This is a genomic window from Geofilum sp. OHC36d9 (assembly GCF_052400685.1).
Taxonomy (GTDB): domain Bacteria; phylum Bacteroidota; class Bacteroidia; order Bacteroidales; family Marinilabiliaceae; genus CAZHHH01.
The window spans coordinates 123,662-142,091 of sequence record NZ_JBQTGJ010000010.1 but is presented as its reverse complement, the minus strand read 5'-3'; the positions used below and the strand labels follow the sequence as shown (position 1 = coordinate 142,091).

13 protein-coding genes are annotated in these 18,430 nt (G+C 40.1%); 3 read left to right on the top strand and 10 right to left on the bottom strand.

Annotated elements, in window-relative coordinates:
* Window positions 1-101 precede the first annotated feature (101 nt).
* The 3 genes from ACT3CD_RS11570 to ACT3CD_RS11560 all read left to right on the top strand — a co-directional run bounded on the left by ACT3CD_RS11570 (window position 102) and on the right by ACT3CD_RS11560 (window position 2,165).
* Window positions 102-509, top strand: coding sequence for a hypothetical protein (locus ACT3CD_RS11570; protein WP_444645789.1), 408 nt, complete (start codon window positions 102-104; stop codon window positions 507-509).
* 221 nt (window positions 510-730) lie between these two features.
* Complete coding sequence (locus tag ACT3CD_RS11565) at window positions 731-1,927, top strand: carboxypeptidase-like regulatory domain-containing protein (RefSeq protein WP_444645788.1); 1,197 nt, start codon at window positions 731-733, stop codon at window positions 1,925-1,927.
* Window positions 1,928-2,018: 91 nt separating this feature from the next.
* On the top strand, window positions 2,019-2,165 hold the full coding sequence (locus ACT3CD_RS11560) for a hypothetical protein (RefSeq protein ID WP_444645787.1): 147 nt from the start codon (window positions 2,019-2,021) through the stop codon (window positions 2,163-2,165).
* A 475-nt stretch (window positions 2,166-2,640) separates the two neighbouring features.
* Here ACT3CD_RS11560 and ACT3CD_RS11555 read toward each other — a convergent pair whose 3' ends face one another.
* The 10 genes from ACT3CD_RS11555 to recA all read right to left on the bottom strand — a co-directional run bounded on the left by ACT3CD_RS11555 (window position 2,641) and on the right by recA (window position 18,420).
* Window positions 2,641-3,123, bottom strand: a complete 483-nt coding sequence (locus ACT3CD_RS11555; protein ID WP_444645786.1) for a cytidine deaminase — start codon at window positions 3,121-3,123, stop codon at window positions 2,641-2,643.
* A 9-nt stretch (window positions 3,124-3,132) separates the two neighbouring features.
* The gene (locus tag ACT3CD_RS11550; RefSeq protein WP_444645785.1) at window positions 3,133-4,080 is read right to left on the bottom strand and encodes a glucosaminidase domain-containing protein; all 948 of its coding nucleotides are present in this window, start codon (window positions 4,078-4,080) and stop codon (window positions 3,133-3,135) included.
* 262 nt (window positions 4,081-4,342) lie between these two features.
* Entirely contained in the window at window positions 4,343-5,302 is a 960-nt protein-coding gene (fmt, locus tag ACT3CD_RS11545; RefSeq protein ID WP_444645784.1) for a methionyl-tRNA formyltransferase, read from the bottom strand.
* 391 nt (window positions 5,303-5,693) lie between these two features.
* Window positions 5,694-7,361 carry an arabinan endo-1,5-alpha-L-arabinosidase gene (locus ACT3CD_RS11540; protein ID WP_444645783.1) on the bottom strand — a complete coding sequence of 556 codons (1,668 nt, stop codon included), beginning with the start codon at window positions 7,359-7,361 and terminating at the stop codon, window positions 5,694-5,696.
* Between the two features lie 87 nt (window positions 7,362-7,448).
* Window positions 7,449-9,278: a RagB/SusD family nutrient uptake outer membrane protein gene (locus ACT3CD_RS11535; protein ID WP_444645782.1), complete on the bottom strand. Its 1,830-nt coding sequence runs from the start codon at window positions 9,276-9,278 to the stop codon at window positions 7,449-7,451.
* A 22-nt stretch (window positions 9,279-9,300) separates the two neighbouring features.
* Complete coding sequence (locus ACT3CD_RS11530; RefSeq protein ID WP_444645781.1) at window positions 9,301-12,549, bottom strand: SusC/RagA family TonB-linked outer membrane protein; 3,249 nt, start codon at window positions 12,547-12,549, stop codon at window positions 9,301-9,303.
* 26 nt (window positions 12,550-12,575) lie between these two features.
* Window positions 12,576-14,273 (bottom strand): hypothetical protein, encoded by a 1,698-nt coding sequence (locus ACT3CD_RS11525; RefSeq protein WP_444645780.1) that lies wholly within the window; start codon window positions 14,271-14,273, stop codon window positions 12,576-12,578.
* A gap of 1,207 nt (window positions 14,274-15,480) precedes the next feature.
* A complete protein-coding gene (gene rbr, locus ACT3CD_RS11520; protein WP_444645779.1) occupies window positions 15,481-16,059 on the bottom strand; it encodes a rubrerythrin in 579 nt (192 codons plus the stop codon).
* A gap of 377 nt (window positions 16,060-16,436) precedes the next feature.
* Complete coding sequence (locus ACT3CD_RS11515; protein WP_444645778.1) at window positions 16,437-17,270, bottom strand: CvfB family protein; 834 nt, start codon at window positions 17,268-17,270, stop codon at window positions 16,437-16,439.
* Between the two features lie 130 nt (window positions 17,271-17,400).
* Complete coding sequence (recA, locus tag ACT3CD_RS11510; RefSeq protein ID WP_444645777.1) at window positions 17,401-18,420, bottom strand: recombinase RecA; 1,020 nt, start codon at window positions 18,418-18,420, stop codon at window positions 17,401-17,403.
* Window positions 18,421-18,430: the final 10 nt, after the last annotated feature.

Genomic DNA, 18,430 nt, shown 5'->3' with positions numbered 1-18,430 from the left:
TCAGAGCTCAAATATTTGCTGCCGCAATATATCGATAAATCACTGTTAATCTAGCATGCCCTTAATAGGGTGAATACAGAAAAATAAAAAAAATATTTTTGGTGCTTTTTAATTTATACTTTGTAATTGGAAAGATATTATCACAGGGGGAAAAAGACTCAATCTTTATAGAAAATAAATGTTGGGTTTTCCCAAAATATCTTATTGGTATATCCGTATTAAATCAAAACGAATTGAAAAGGACTTTAGAATTTGAAATGAATACACAACCATTTTTGATTCGGGCTGATAAAAATAACAAAGCTGCTTTCTTAGCGCTGTTGGGAGGTGGCATTTTTATGGGTGTTTTTGCAAGGGAGGCCATAGTTGATGATAATAACAAATGGCCTTTATTTGAAATTGGGGCAGGATTTATAACCCTCTCAATTCCGTTTTCATTAAAGGCTAACAGACAGAGACAAACCGCAATAAATATTTACAATAATACATTGCCGAATATAATAGAATGAACTACATAACAGTTTGATTGCAAATATACCCTGATGTCAATGAATTAAATAACATAAATAGTGTTTGTCTATAAAGTCAACTTCTGCGTTATGCTTGTCATAAAAACAGTCATTTACGAAAAGTAAACGCCTTGATTTTTATGACTTCGCAAGCCTTGAATTTGAACTTTGTATTTCAAACACTTAGTTTATGGACAGACTCTAAATAAACTCTAATACTTATGAAACAACTATTCTTCCTGCTGGTCCTTGTATTTAACTGCCTTTTAGGTGTCTCCCAGACAAGAGGAGTTATTGTGGATTCTGTCTCCCGGAATCCCGTCGAATTTGCCACCATTACCTATCAAGGGCAAATGAGAGGAACAATAACTAATGAAAATGGGCAATTTGTTTTGGATGGTACATATAATCAGGATACGTTACTGATATCGCATCTTAATTATGAGACTAAAAAAATTCCTTTTTCAAATCTGGCATCTGATAATAGTAATATGCCTATTTTTCTTACACCGACTATTTATCAGGTTGAAGAAATAAAAGTTGTTGCTGATCAAATCCCCAATCTTTTAGCCAAGGCGATTGACAGATCAAAAAAAAAATTAGTGCATAACTTTCTTGCCAATACTTATATTCGGGAATTCGTAAAAGAAGGAGAAAACTACACTAAGTTTTCAGATGGATTGATAGATTTTTACGTGGATAATTTTCAAGAAAAATCCTCTAAAATGTCTGTCCTCGTAAGCCAATCCAGGGCCTTTGAACTAAATACTGATGACGAATCTACGTTTGATGTGATATCACCGTTGGATATCAGGGACGTATTTTCGTTGGGCAACCCTGATCATCTTGTTAGGTTCGTTAATGATAAGGAATATTACAATTTTTCTATTACAGAAAAAATTAGTAAAGAAGGAATCCGATCCAGAATTATTTCATTTCAGCCAAAAAATGAATCTCAAAATCCTTCTTGCCAATATAAAGGATATGTAGTTATCAATCCTGAAAATCAACTTTTATATGAATATAGTATTGAACTTGTCAAACCCGAAATCCAGGAAATTAAAAACCTGCTTATTTTTAAAGGCCAACTCAAAAGGCATTCTTATTCAGCGAAATTCAATTCTTTTGAAGATAATTATTACCCCGTGTTTACTTCTCAAAACATAGGCCTCAATATTTGGAACAAGAAGAACGTGGATGCTCAATTTGATTTTAAAAGTGACTGCTTGATTCGTCAGATTGAAAGAATTCCTGATGATCCCATATCCAAAAAAGAAAATTTCAAAAAGAAATCATTATTCAAACTGGGGAACAACTATTCAGGAACTTTCTGGAAAAATCAAGGTGTTTTTTCTTTAACAGAAAAAGAAAAAATGGTTGTTGAAAAACTTGCTAAATCAACTCAAACCGATGAATAATGGTGTGCAGATAATCCTGCTCCCCTATCTTAATCCATCAATTTTTATATTCGTGGATTTGATTTAAACCAAAATTTATACATGTGATGTAATGTCTTTGGAAGACCCTGAATTAAAGAAAACTAATGGTGGTTGGGCTACTCTTATAGCTGGGGCTATCGTTACTATTGCAATTATGTGTTGGAATGACAGGGATGGATTTATGGAAGGCTTTAATGGTGGATATAGTAAAGGTTAAATGAATCAAAGTTCACTCTATAATTTATAAAGTGACCTCTTTTAGTATAAAATTGCATCGTAAAAAAATGTAATAATGTTAATAACTTATTTGGATGAAAAAGGAATCGAATATAGTAGTGAAGGTGTTTACTTGCCGTATGCGTTTTTATAAATTATTTATGTATCAAATATATAGTGCAAATACAAGACGAGATTAGACCTCATAGTAGTTTAGTAATTTTACAAAATCTCCCAGCTTATTAGCAGCAATAGGTAGTCCTGTCCTTTTAGCTTGTTTTAAAAAATCAACAAGAAATATACAGCAACAATCCTTAATCGATAAAAAATCATTTCTTAATGCGTTATTTTATGATGCAATCATCGGAGGTAATAGCTTTTATATTCTATGCCTTTATTCTTTAAATAAAATATCTTAAACAAAGAATTTATTTTTCACCTCACAATCAGTGTTTCAAATTCTTTTACGCGAAGCCTTACTTCAATTGAGCCGGTCCAAAAGACAACGGCAACAAATCGGTTGCGTTGGCAAAACGTAACACCTGACTTTTGCCCACAAGAATGAGTTTAAAGCCCTTGTGATATCTTTGCTCCGTTTCAGAAAATACCTGCCGACATGCGCCACAGGGTGAGATAATATCGTTGGTCAATTCCCCTTTCTTGGTAGCGACAACAACAAGGCACGATACGGGGATGTCAGGATAGTTCGCCCCGGCCCAATACAAGGCCACCCGTTCGGCACACATACCCGATGGATAAGCGGCATTCTCCTGATTATTACCGGTTACCACAGTTCCATTTTGGAGTAAAGCAACGGCCCCAACGCTAAAGCCGGAATAGGGCGCATAAGCATTTCCGGCAGCTGCAATGGCGGCATTCACCAGATTTTGTTCATCAACTTCCAGCTCCTCAACCCCGTCAAGTACATCCACCGGTATTTGGATATATTTCTTTTCCATAAATAGAAATTATTTACGGGCTCTGCGACGTAATTCCAGTCGGTCGCCCACATTAGGTTCCGTACCCTCAGCCATCCGATTCAAATAGTAAAGCCGCTTCAATTTAATGCCATATTGCTGCGACAACAGGTACATCGTTTCTCCTTGCGCAACCACATGTTTGGTATGGTCGGGATGAGCGTTGCGACGCTTGGGTTCCAGATACAAAACCTTATGCTTTTTGATATCAGCATTGTCAGGCAAATCGTTATACTGAGCTATCTCCCAACTTTTAAGACCAAACATCGCCGTTAGGCTCTCAAAGGTATCACCCTCCTCTACTTCCACATAACGTACGCCATTGTTATAGCTGGTTGCTCTAACATCAAACGGATTAATGACAAGCGACCCGGACGTTGAACGACGCTCAGCATCGCGTGAAGATCGTCGGGCCTGAGCAGAGGTGTTTGAGTCATACTCATAAAGCTTATTATCTTCAATAACTTTAATCAGCAAATTGGCATAATTTGGATTGGTGGCATAGCCGGCCTTCTTGAGGCCACGTGCCCAGCCTTTGTAATCGGTGGTTGCCAGTTTAAATAAATCGGCATACCGGGCGTGTGAAGTAAGAAATTCAGAATGATCATTAAACGACTCCCGGGGATCTTTATACTTACGAAAACACTCATTGCGTGCATCGTCGTGATGGTAAACACGCTCACCATCCCAATCATCATGGCACTTAATACCAAAATGGTTATTATCTTCACGTGCCAGCTGACTATTACCACTCGACGATTCCAGAATACCCTGCGCCAGTTTGATAGATGCCGGGATGCCTGTCACCTTCATATCCTTAATAGCCCAATCTTTATAAGTCTGAATATATTCGGCCGTTGTGATTCTGCTTTGAGCCACCGTAGGTCCGGCGATGAGGAGTAATACAAATGCAGCAATAGAAAAAAACCGGTTTATCATTGAAATAATTCTTTCCGTTAGTTAGAACAATTAAGATACGACAAGTCAGAGACATGACTTTAGCGCAAAGCCAGACAAATATAAATAATTGGATGCTAAATCTATTCCCTGAACAGATAAAATTAAACAGATGGAAATAACTGAAATATTATTGATCCGCCAAATAGTCCACCAACCTCATTAATGATGCAAACAAAAAAAAGAATTGGTGCTATCAACCACTTTACAGACAAACACGAATTACAATGCTCCTATAAAAAAATTAAAGCAATTTCGTTCCTTCCACCCACCTGTAACCGCGCAAAAAAGCACTCACAGACATCCGTTTTTTGCCGGCCACCTGTATCTCCAAAATACCAAGCGGACGATCGCCTGTACCGGCCATCAATATCTCTTTACCGTCACAAAACAACTCGCCCGGATTCAAAATGTGATCATTATTCGCCAAAACAGTGGCATACACCTTTAATGAAACTGGCTCTTTGCCGGGTTCCTGCATCTCAGTCCAAGCCGCAGGGTAGGGACTCAAGCCACGTACCTTATTATGAATTTCCACCGACGACAGCGTCCAGTTAATCCTACAATCTTCTTTAAAAATTTTAGGAGCAGGTTTAAGAACGGCATCCCCATCAGCAGTCTGCGACTGTTCATTCACGTCGCCGGCTTCAATTGCGGCCACAGTCTTCACCACCAACCTGGCTCCGGTTTCCATCAGTTTATCGTGCACCGACCCGGCATTGTCATCAGGCTCAATGAGAACCCGTTCCTGCATGATAATATTGCCGGTATCAATTTCGTGATTCAGGAAAAAAGTGGTGACACCAGTAACTGTTTCACCGTTAATAACAGCCCAATTGATGGGGGCAGCCCCCCGATACTGAGGAAGCAGAGAAGCATGCAGATTAAAAGTACCGTGAGAAGGCAGGTTCCACACGACCTCAGGCAACATGCGAAAAGCCACCACAACCTGCAAATCGGGTTTCAAATTTCGCAGCTCCTCCAAAAAAGCCGGATCTTTCAATTTCTCAGGCTGCAATACGAGAATCCCAAGCTCCAGAGCCATTTGCTTCACCGCCGGTGCCGTTATCTTACGTCCCCGGCCAGCCGGCTTATCGGGCGCCGTAACAACCCCCACCACGTTGGCCCCACTTTGGTGTAAAACCCTGAGGTTATGCGCTGCAAACTCAGGCGTTCCCATAAACACAATGCGTAACTTATCCATCTTAATAACAATTTGAAGCGAAAATAAAGATTTTAAAGCACAATTGCAGATTTAGTATTTGTCTATAAAGTCAACTATTTCGTTATGCTTACATTGAAACTTTATATTTCAAACACTAATTTATAGACAACTCCTATAGAGTTACCCGGAAAACCCTCTATCTTTAAATCCTGAATAAAAACGCACCAACCAAACTCTGAGTCATTGCAACGTTTTAATCTTCCTTGCCTACACACAATTGCTCATATTTCACAGTTGCCCGACACAACTAAAACCTTACTCTTTTAGCTTATCATGCCACACATACAAAAAAGTCTGCCCAATTTAAAGTTGAGCAGACTTTGTATTAATCGTATTTATTGGTCTGAGAAATATTAACCTGACATCAATATTATTTTTTCATTTTACCCCAATATGTTGTGTTCAGACTTTTTTGAGTTCCTGCATATACAAATGTCACACAGCGTGGCGAGGCTTCCCAGTCCACTTCCCGTTCAACGCAAACAATAACGTCGCCCAATTTCAGTTGTTTGTTTGTTACGTCATAACTCCAATTACCAGTCAAAGCTCCTGTCATCGAGCCGTCGGCATTGAGGTTCAGAGTCGTGGCTACATCCTGTTGCCCAAAGCTGTATTTAAGGTTTATATGCTCCCAGGTTCCCACCAGCGAATCTTTGGTTATAGTACCGTAATCAGGTACGGCAGCGTAACGCTCAGGCAATGCTATTGGCCAAAGGTTATCGGGTTCGTCGGGAGAGGCCGGACACCAGACAATGCGGCGTACGTGCCCCATCATAATGGCATTTGAATAGGCGTTACCACCAACGTTTTCAGGCAATCGTCCCTGCGACATATAAAACCAATCGTCGCTATCTTCCTTTTTAAAGACAGAACAGTGTGATAAACCGACCCATCCATAACTAAGATTAAATTTGTAAGGGTGGGTAACAATAGGATAGCAGTCTCCGCGTCCGTTAGTGAAATTACGACCGGTTATATCAAGGTATGGACCTTCAATGTTTGTGCTTCTGACCACTCGTGTGTTGTATGGTATGTCGAGGCCATCGTAGGCCATAAACAAATAGTAATAACCATCTTTATATATTATTTCGGGTGCTTCGCTGCCTTGCCAACGCGATGACGCTGAGCGAGTACCAATTCTCACACCATATCGTGCTGTTAGCTCACTTACACTGCTGGCATAAGGCTCCCCAAGTGTGTTAAGGGGCTTACCTGATGCTGGATCCACTTGCAATAAAGCGAATCCGCTGTGCCATGAGCCATGTATCAGGTAATGATCTCCTTCGGGTGTTACTATATATGTAGGGTCAATGGCGTTGTAGTAAAAATAGGCACTCCAATCACCTGTGTAGCTGGAACGACTGTAGTCGAGGCCACGATCAGATGATGAACAGGTAACAAACCCCTTGTCTTCCCATACAGCACCGGCAGGATCAGTTGATTCACACATGCCGATAAAAGCACGTTCTGTCCAGCTTCCATCAAAGTTGGCAGAAGTGTTAACAGCTCCGGTTTTGATGAAGTTATCGATAACAATACTGTAATACATACGTAATTTCTCCTGACCACCAACAGTCACTTTACGCACGACCGGCGCCCAGTAGCCATATGATATGTTGTCTTCAGCAATGGCATCGAGCCCCATGCGCGAACGAATGGCGTTGAGCGAGTCGGCGACCCAGGAGGGAGGATCATAAAAAGGACCACCCACCCATTTCCAATTAACCAAATCGGTTGATCGTTTGCCTTGAAAATGGCCATGTCCTGCAGCCTCATTACCATACGATGCATCGGTGCCGTACATATAATAATAGCCATCGTAATAGGCAACCGAAGGGTCGTGAACGTTAGCCAGATTCCACTGGCTTCTGTATGACCACGACGCGATCGATGAATAGTCATCATCGTATGTTGGAATGGAAAAACTGGTATCGGTATCCGGATCAGTCTCTTCCGGAACAACATCATCATCGTTGCATCCTGCAAACAATAGAGCAATTATGCTGACCAATAAAATCAGCAAATACTTTAGTCTCATATCTAATCTGTTTTTTGTTAAAAAACTTCCTTATCAATATACAAAAGATACGATGATAAGGAAGTCTAAAATAATAATGGATAATTCCTATTCCAGGTCTACAACAGGATGAACAGTATATCCTTTTTCAAAGAAAGCAGTACTGTTATCCGTACTATTGTTTGCTGAATTACCTTCAAGGTTCGTGTTATTATCAAGGTGAGTCTGCCATATAGGGAAGTACTCATGGCCCTTATAATAACCAGAATAAGATGAGCCGGAAGCAGTTGCCGAAGTCAGCTCCTCAGTATTGACATAAACCACCTCTTTTGTCTCTCCTGGATTATCCGGATCATCGATGGTCATTGTTGGCGCTAACTTATAATAAGCGTGCTCTGTAATCTGTTGTAAACGATCAGAATTGTAGAAAAATCCCCAACGAATCAAGTCAGTACCACGTCCATATTCACAACCAAATTCTTTAGGACGTTCAACATTTGCAATTTGCTCAAAAAGAGCATCGGCTGTAGGAAAGTCAGAAAGTTCAAGATCTTCAAGTGCCACACGTCGACGAACCTCATTAATATAATCGATCGCCGTTTGAGTGGGGCCGTAAATTTCGTTTTCACATTCTGCTGCACGAAGTAAAACATCGCTATAACGCATTAAACGGATGTTAACACCACATTTTAATCCGGTACCAAAACTAGAATAAATATTATTTCTTGCATTTGTGAACTTAGCAATAGAAATCCCCCCCTGAGCAGTATTAGAACGAATTGAATACATCCATGTATCTTCATTTAGTTCTGTCTGATAAACAGTATTGGAACGAACGTCGCCCGAAGGATATGCAGCCGTTGAATTACCGGTAACAGCATCATATTCTTGCTCATAAGTAACTAAAGTCCAATACAAACGAGGATCCAAAAATCCATCAGTACATTTTTCTTTTTTAAACAAGTTATATAACCAGGGAGAAGCTGCTACGTCACCCCAACTACCAAAATCCTGAGAGGCAAAGTTACTCTCAAGTGCATGACCTTGTGTTGCATCAGAATTCAGGTTAGTAGTAGTCCAGACTTCGTTAGTACCACCTGTACCATAGTCCATAAACTGAACTTCCCAAAGACTCTCTTTGTTATTCTCATAATCAGCACCTTCCCGGAAGTTATCGCCATAATCAGCCATAAGTTCATAAGTTCCATACTTGCCTGCAATAATGTCTTTTAATACAGAATAAGCTTCTGAAAATTTATGACGAAACATCAATGCGCGAGCAAGATAACCGGCAGCAGAACCACATGTAGCACGACCTTGAGCCCACTCCCCACCTTCATCACGCGATGGCAAAAGATTCATAGCTTCAGTAAGGTCAGCTTCTATTTGATCCCAAACCTCGTCTTGAGTAGCACAGGATGCATACAATTTATCTAAATCAGAATACTCGTCATAGTTAGTAACGACCGGACAAATCTGATAATAGGTCGCTAAATTATAATATGCCTGCGCTCTTAAGAAAAGAGCCTGTCCTTTAATCTCGTTGTAAGAATCTGAGCCCTCTTCAAGCACTTCACCAACTCTAGTCAACACATAGTTTGTTCGGTTTACTACGCAGTAGTTATCACGCCATGGCCATTCAAGCATGAAATAATCAGACAAACCATTAAGGTTATCGCAAGCCAGATACCATTGCTGAGACGAGTTCCATATTTCGTCACCGCGAAGCGCATCCATCACATATCCTACACGCGCATTTGTACCTTCCAACCGACTAAGACTATAACACGCAATAACAACCTCATTCAATTCAGCCTCTGAATCGCCGAACCCTTCAGTTGTCTGATTATTCGGATTGGTGACATCGAGCTGATCATCGCAAGCTGTAATGCCTGCAATAAGCGCCAATATCACTATAAATATATTTAAACTTTTCATCTTACTTTCCTTTAAATTATTTTTAAAATGACATGTTTAATCCGAACATAAATGTTCGTGGTGTTGGATACGAAGCATAGTTGTAACCCGGGGTATATGTACCTCCGGCAAAATCTACGTTATAACCTTTATAGTTACTGATTGTTGCCAAGTTTTGTCCCGTTATATAGGCACGAACACCACTAATTCTACCAACAAACCAAGAGTCCGGGAAGTTATATCCAAATTGCACATTAGCAATTTTCAAATATGAAGCATCTTGAATATATCGGTCACTAAAATAATCATTACTAGTAATATCAGATTTATTCTGCACGCGAGGCACGTCAGTATTTGTGTTAGAAGGCGTCCATGCATTTAACAGACTAACATCTTTATTCGTCGCACCATAAGAACTGCGCAATGCCATATCAACAAAATCAACAGCCTGGAAACCAGCAGCACCGAATGTTGAAATGGTTAAGTCGAAACCATTCCATTCAACACGTGCATTAATACCGAAAGTTACATCAGGTAACCCACTGCCTAAAAATTGCTGGTCTTTTGCCGTGATTTCACCGTCACCATCAAGGTCTTTGTATAAAAGATCACCTGCTTCCGCTCCGGTTTGCGTGATGTATAAACCTTCAGAATTTTGACGATTATCAATTGCTCCCTGATTTTGAGCAATCCCATTTTTAATGTTGCCATCTTCGGTATCATCTTCAAGTACGTAACCATAAAACTGACCAACTTCCTGACCAACTTCAGTCCGACACATGCTTGATGTAACCGGTGAATTATTAACACCCAATTTAGTAACCTCGTTATTAAAAGTAGATACGTTTGTAGAAATTTGGTACTTAACAGCATGATTATAGTTACGATAACCGAGCAAGAACTCAAGACCTTTATTTACCATAGTCGCTGCGTTCATTGTTATAGTTGTATTATTTGAACCGGTATTTGCAGGAATTGTCAAATCATAAAGAAGATCTTCTGATGTTGACTTATACCAATCAAAATTAAACTCTAACTGACCATTAAACATCGCTAAATCAAGACCAAAGTCAAGCGTTTTCTTCTTTTCCCACCTGATAGCATCATTTACAAAATTATTTACTGCCGACCCGGTAACCACATTGTTGGCAAAGGCATAAGTATAATTGCCTCTTTCCATTGTATCCATGTATTGATAATCACCTATATTCTCGTTACCAAGCTCACCATAACTACCACGTACTTTCAATAAACTGATAGTAGTTGGGTCAATAGTGAAGAAATTTTCTTTTTCAATACGCCAACCGGCAGAGACTGAAGGGAAAATATCAAAACGATCATCTGAAGAAAGCCGTGTAGAACCATCACGACGAGCAGTTGCCGAAAGAAGATATTTACCATCAAAGTTGTAGTTCACACGACCGATATATGATGACAAAACATGCTCACTTTCGTAACTGTATGAATTTTTTTCACTTGCATTTGATAATTGCAGATAATATGGTTCAGGAAAATCATTACCTACGCCGGTATGAGACTTATAATAGATCTTCTGGAATGTTTGACCTGCAACAACATCTAAATTATGACGTCCGAATGAAGCGTTGTAGTTAATTGTATTTTCAATAAGTCCATCGCCCGTATATTCGTCCAGTAACGTAAGAGTCTCATCTTCCTTCAATAGTTTCACGTTTGTACTCTGTATAAACGCTGGTACAAATGTAAAGCTACTAACGTGAGTATTACTATACGACAAGTTAAGATTATATGACAACTTACTATTATAACTTCCTACACCAAGCATCTCTAATAAGTTAACATTTGTAGAAGCAGAGCCAACAACACGGTCAACTTTAGTATTTCTCTCCAGCAGACTATTAGTAAGCAGTACGTTAGATATACGTAAGTCACCGTGAACATCATCGTAGTATGTACCATAACCGAAAGAGTCATAGGCAAAATCAGATGCAGCAGAGATTTTGTCATCAAGAACCCATGTCGACTCATCGTAATCTTTGATTGTTGGAGGCGTGAGAAGAGCCGAAGCCATTACAGGATATTGTGTACCATACAAACCTTCAACATACTCATTAGCGTTACTAAGCGCCATTTTATCCTGATCGCTGTGACTATAAACAAAGCTCGTTTTAATTTTAACAAACTTTACCTCCATAGTATTGTTGATACGAGCTGTATAACGTTCGAAATTCGGACCTGCTCCTACCATTGTACCTTCCTGACTAAAATAGTCAAGACCAATATTGTAAGTATTATTCTCTCCGCCTCCTGAAAAGTTAAGGTTGTGATTTTGACGGGTACCGGTTTTAAAAACCGAATCAAACCAATCTGTATCAACAGATGCGACTTCGTTACCATTTCCATTTGTAGTCCACAAATAATTGCTACTTGTAGAATTATATCCTGCAGGAACATCCATTCCACTATTTGCGTATGCCATTGTTACGAATTGCTTATATTGGTCGGCATTCATAACGTCGTACACATCTTTTTGAACATTGTCCACGCCATAATAACCGCTGTAATCAACCCTCATAGGTGAGTTCTTCTTACCTTGTTTTGTTGTAATAATAACCACACCGTTAGCAGCACGAGAGCCGTAAATTGCAGCAGCAGAAGCATCTTTAAGTATCTGAATCGTTTCTATATCGTTTGGCGAAAAATCACGAATGGTTGTTCCCATCGGCACTCCGTCTACAACATACAATGGATTAGTATCAGTAAACGACCCCATACCACGGATACGTACAGCAGGATCGGCACCAGGTTGTCCATCAGAAGTAATTTGAACACCTGCGGCCTTACCTTGAAGCATTGTTGAAATATTTGAATTTGATGTTTTCTTCATCTCTTCAGCGTCAACAATAGTTACGGCACCTGTTAGGTCAGCCTTTTTTTGTGTACCGTAACCTATTACTACTACCTGGTCGAGTTGCTGTGTATCCGAAACCAATGTGATGCTGCCAAGCTCCGTTTCTCCTCCAACAATTACTTCAACACTTTTAAATCCTATAAAAGAAACTATAAGCGTAGCATCTGAAGGAACAGAAAGAGAGAAATTTCCATCAATGTCGGTAATGATCCCATTGGTAGTCCCTTCTTGTTGTACTGTAGCCCCCGGAAGGGGTTCTCCTGTTTCGTCAAGGACTTTACCTGTTACTGTTATGTCGCCTGATTGAGTCATCGACATCTGATTGGTATTATCTTGGCCTTCGGCGTATGTGGCCGGTGCGAGCGCCAACAATCCCAATAGAATTAAACATATATATTTCATAGTTTAAATACTTTATATCTTAATGATTATTCAACAATTACATGATAACAATTCTCCACAGTGACTGCAAAAGTCAAATCAGCACTATCTATTGTTATACCTTCAAACAATTGAAAATGTGTTTCACCGCTCGGATAAGTAACATCGTAACGCACATCTGCAGTATTGTCACCATTGTTTGTAACTGTCAATACTGTTTTAGAACCACTTATGTTTGACAGGAATATATCCCAATTCCAATCACTTGAAAGGGTGGCTGATCCGAAGCCATAATCACCCCAGCCAGCATTATCCCAGCGAGTTACAGCATATTCAGTTGTATAATCAGCATTGCGAAGGACTGTAATAGGGCAGTGCCAGTTTTCAACTTCATCGGAATAAGTATAAAATGTAACAGTCTCACTACTATTTGATGTGACAGTATAGTCGGCACTGAGAGCCCCCCAAAATCCCGTAGAGAGATCACCAGCACCTACCTGACTTGCACCCTGCACAAGAGTTAGCGGGCAAGTTGTAGTTACAGTGCCAGTTGCACCAACATAAGAAATGACAGCATTCTGCATACCTGCGGAAGTGGGTATCTCGAATTGAAGCGTTGCATTATCCATGATACCTGTTGTACCGTCGGAATAGGTCGCTGTTACAACCAAACCTGTAGTGTCAAAAACAGGGGCAGTTTCAAAGAAAGCGTATGTGGTTATTTCCGGCATAGTAGTAACTGCCATGCTTACAACCGAATTCGTCACTTCAAAATTGTAATAAGTAGTGATAGCTTTCGTGTATTCGCCCAGCTTTGTTTTGCTATAAGCTACAATAACAGTCTTTTCGCCCAGAGTAGTCATATCAGGGACAACAGTGAATGTTACATCTGCAGTATCAACTTCGGCAGAAGATCCGTCAGCGTACGTAACAGTAGCGATTGCATCACCCCAGAAGTCTTCATCGCCCAACTCAACGAAAGCAGGGGCTCCTTCAACAGCCATTGAAACCGGTTCAACATCTTCAATAACCGTCACTTTAGAAGGTATAAGGTAGGCTTTTTTCATATCCAAATAACTGACTTCATTCACTAAAAAAGCCACAATATCAGCAGAGGCAGAAACCGGCTGTTGATATGTCATAACCAACTCTGTACCATCCGTTCCAACGGCAGTTGCTGTTACATATACATTGCCTGTGGCAGAGTGATCAATTTCCAGAGTCACAGAAGCACCATTCATCGTAGCACGGAAATCGTTCCAAATATCGTCATCTCCGTCGGTATCAGGATAGTTAAAGGCGATCAAGCCAAGATCAAAATCATCGTTACCCCAGCCGTAAGCATCAGAACGAAGTACAAAGTATTCGGCATAATCTTCAGCATCCCGATCTGCTACATTAACTAAGGCGAGACACCAGTTCTCCCAGTTGTTCTCGCTGCCAGAATTGTAGTTGTCAAATTCCAAATGCAATAATTCGTTTGTGGAAATGGTGAAGTAATCAGAAAATGTTGTCCACCAGCCGTTACTGAAATCTTCAGCTCCAACCAACGCCGTAGCGATAGTTATGTAGGTCGTGTCACCTGTATCTACACTTGCCTTCGCGGCTGCAATTGAGTCAATCTTGCTCTGCAGGTCAGCGGGCGAATCAATTGAATAAAAATCCGCCTTCTCACACCCAACTATGCAAAACATTGCCAATACTGCTACGCACAAAGCGCACCTCATCAGATTAGTTGTTTTCATAAATTTAATTTTAATTGAATTCATCCCTTTTTTAAAAATATATCTTAGTCATTAGTCTTTACGTTTAGTACTACTCATGATCCGAAAACAGAATCTAAAAACGATCCATAAGAATCAATTGTCACCCAGGTATTTTTAACCGGATAGTAGCGAACCCAAATGATTACATATTTGCAACAAACGATTTATTCGTTTCATCTTCATTATTTATATGATTGTAACAAAAACTTGTTAAAATTTGCAACGCTAAATTACACTTGCGGCGTCTTGTTCGGGTGGACGATTGATTTTAAGAAGTGGACACACAGATAAAATGTGAAATAACTTAAAATATCGTCAAAGAAAGAAAAGGGTCAAAGGCAACAAAAAAAAAGGGCTAGATCAACTAATAGCCATACAGCCGCATTGAGGTAATTGAATAAACTAGCATTCCCTAAATTATATGCTTTTGTTAAGATGGGTTATTCCTTAAAAGGATTTCCACTTTGAATGGGGTTTCAGTCTATTAATCAACCAAATACATCGTTCTGAGTATTGATCTGTCTATAAATAAAAGGCGGGTATCGGAACCCAATGGGTTACCAAAAAATCTGACGAAAAATAGAAAAGTTTCATTTCTGAGACTTTAGGAGTCTGAAAAAATAAAAATTCACTGATAATAAGATTCAGTTTAAAAGCAGGTATAACGCAGAAGATAAATTTTATTGACAACCCCCATACTTAATGGAAATATCCCCTCCCGCACCATCTTATGTGGTCAAAGCGAAGTCGGGTTGGTGCTAACGCTGAATTTCTCATGATACCAACATATATTATACAAGCCAGGTTCCCAAACCAATTTAAAGTCATAGCTTGGCGCATTTGCGGGCAGCTCAGCCTTCGCCGCCAACGTTAAGCAGGAATTTCTTTATACTGGGCCATCTAAAGATCGCAATTCAATCTCTTAAAACCGTTGTTAATTTCGACACAACAGATTCCAATTTTTTTCAGATTTCGTTCAACAATTTTCTGAATTTTGAATTTCTGCCATTTCGCACTTATTGCTGCGACTATCTGTCATACAGATACCTCTTGTCGCTCACAAAAATCCCCTATTAATCCGACATGTAGGTAAACTTTCATCCTGCCAGCTTATTACCATGCCCGACATACAAAAAAGAGCCCAACACCAAAGGCATCAAGCTCTTTTAACTCTTAAACAAAAATCTTAATAATTCTGAGCATCTATTTCAAAGTGCTCACGTGGATGATCGCATGCCGGGCAAGACTTAGGCGCTTTGGTTCCTTCGTGAATATACCCACAGTTACGACATCTCCATCTTACCTTTTCTTCACGCTCAAACACTTTCTCTTCAACCACATTACTCATCAACGCAAGATAACGGGCTTCGTGCTCTTTCTCTACTTTGGCGATATTTTTGAATACATTGGCTACTTTTTGAAATCCTTCGGCAGCAGCAATCTCTGCAAATTCAGGATACAACTCAGCCCACTCTTCATTTTCACCGGCAGCAGCAGCCTTTAAATTTTCGGCTGTAGTACCAACAATCCCGGCCGGGAAGGTTGCAGTAATTTCAACCATACCACCTTCCAAAAAGCCAAAAAAACGTTTGGCATGTTCCAGCTCCTGTTCAGCCGTTTCCAAAAAGATAGCTTCTATTTGACGATAACCTTCTTTGCGTGCCTTGCTGGCAAACATGGTATACCGGCTACGGGCCTGTGACTCCCCGGCGAAAGCTTTTAATAAATTCTGCTCTGTTTTTGTTCCTTTTAAAGACTTTTCCATAATTCAACATTATTATTTCATGCTTATAAAAAAAGTCCAACTTCTGAATTGCGCTTGCCGTCAAAATGGTCGTTTATCATAGCAAACTCACATCGTCAGGACCTGACAAACCTGGAATTTGAACACTTCTTATAAAACATTTGAGTTTCTTGCTAATACCAAATTAGTGTTTGTCTATAAAAACCGACATCTGTGTTACGCCAGCTCTCAAAATGATCATTTACATCAGTAAACTCACATCCTTTCAGGTACGCAAACCTTGGGTTTAAACATTCAGGCCAAAGTCCCGACTTTATGAACAGACACTAATTATTCAACTTTCCATTACATCGGTCGAAATTAGCATTAACCCTGTTGAGAATGAAAATAAATTAGAATCACAAAATTCTTACCCCGTCTTTCTCCAAACTTACAATATGCTCTCTATAAAGGGCCCCTAGCGCCATTTTAAAATTCTTCTTACTCATTCCAAATAACTGAACAATACGCTCAGGATCGGATTTATCGGTGACATCCATAAAACCACCTGCCTCTTTTATCACGCTCAGCACCTGTTCAGACAGAGAAGCTGTTTTGTCGTAACCGGGCTTCTCCAACAACAGATCAATTTTATCGTCTTCTCTGATTTTATTTATATAGCCCTTTAACTGCTGTCCAATGTTTAACTTTCGGAAAATTTGATTGTTATACAATAAGCCTGAATGCAAATTATTAATCACTGCTTTATAGCCCAGGTCGGTGTGAGCCGCAATGAGAAGATCGACTTCATCACCCTGCTGATATTGAGGCGATACATTATCCAAAAACTTATTGATTTTAGCTGACGCAACAATACGACCAGTCTCGTGGTCGAGGTATACATAAACGACATACCATCGGTCTTTCTCCATTTTAACGGCCTGCTCCCGAAAGGGCACCAACAAATCCTTCATAAGCCCCCAATCCAGAAAGGCGCCAAACTTACTGGTAGCTACCACGCGCATAAAAGCAAAATCGCCCACCTTAGCCAACGGCGTTTCAGTAGTCGCAATCAAACGGTCTTCGGAATCAAGATAAACGAACACCTCAACCTCATCGCCTTCAACTATCGCATCCGACAAATAACGATTGGGTAACAAAATATCACCCAGCGTTTCACCATCCAGATAAGCACCTACCGACACGCGTCGCAGCACTTTTAACCGGTTAATCTGACCAATTCCAACTTGCATAAACCTTCATCTAAAATATTAAACCGCAAGGTACGCAAAAAAACAAATGATTAAACGCCGGTAATGATAAAGACCAAAGCTGACTAATCAACTTTGGCCTTTGTTTCCAACCCATTTATAAACCCAAAAATTATTTATGCTTTTCTTTGACAGCTGCCATAATTTTAGTCTCCAGCTCCTCTGCCAGCTCGGGATTATCTTTCAATAATTCTTTAACCGCTTCGCGGCCTTGTCCCAATTTGGTATCACCATAGCTAAACCAGCTACCGCTTTTTTTGACGATGTTCATTTCAACGCCCATATCGACTATTTCGCCGACACGTGAAATACCCTGTCCGTACATAATGTCAAATTCGGCCTTACGAAATGGCGGTGCCACCTTATTTTTCACCACTTTAACACGGGTTTGATTACCAACCACCTCATCGCCATTTTTAAGCTGCGACACTCTTCTGATATCCAAACGTATGGTAGCATAAAATTTCAAGGCATTACCACCAGTGGTGGTTTCGGGGTTTCCAAACATCACCCCGATCTTTTCGCGCAACTGGTTGATAAAGATACAGCAAGTATTGGTTTTACTGATATTAGACGTCAGTTTACGCAATGCCTGCGACATCAAACGCGCGTGTAGTCCGACTTTATTTTCACCCATCTCGCCTTCAATTTCAGCCTTAGGCGTCAGGGCAGCTACTGAGTCAATAACCACCAGGTCAACAGCAGAAGAACGAATTAACTGATCGGCAATTTCAAGAGCCTGCTCACCATTATCGGGCTGCGAAATCAACAAATCTTCGATATTAACGCCTAACTTCTCAGCATAAAAACGGTCAAAAGCATGTTCTGCATCAATAATAGCGGCAATACCGCCTAATTTTTGAACTTCTGCAATCGCATGTATCGCCAGCGTGGTTTTACCGGATGATTCAGGCCCGTATATTTCAATGACACGACCACGGGGGTAACCGTTCACACCAAGAGCCAGATTAAGCGTCACTGATCCCGAAGGAATAACCGGGATATCTACGGCCACGTTATCTCCCATACGCATGATAGCCCCTTTGCCATACGATTTTTCAATTTTATCCATCGTCAACTGAAGGGCTTTCAGCTTTTCCTGATTAGCTTTATTCTCTTTTTCCTCTGCCATTTTTTATTTT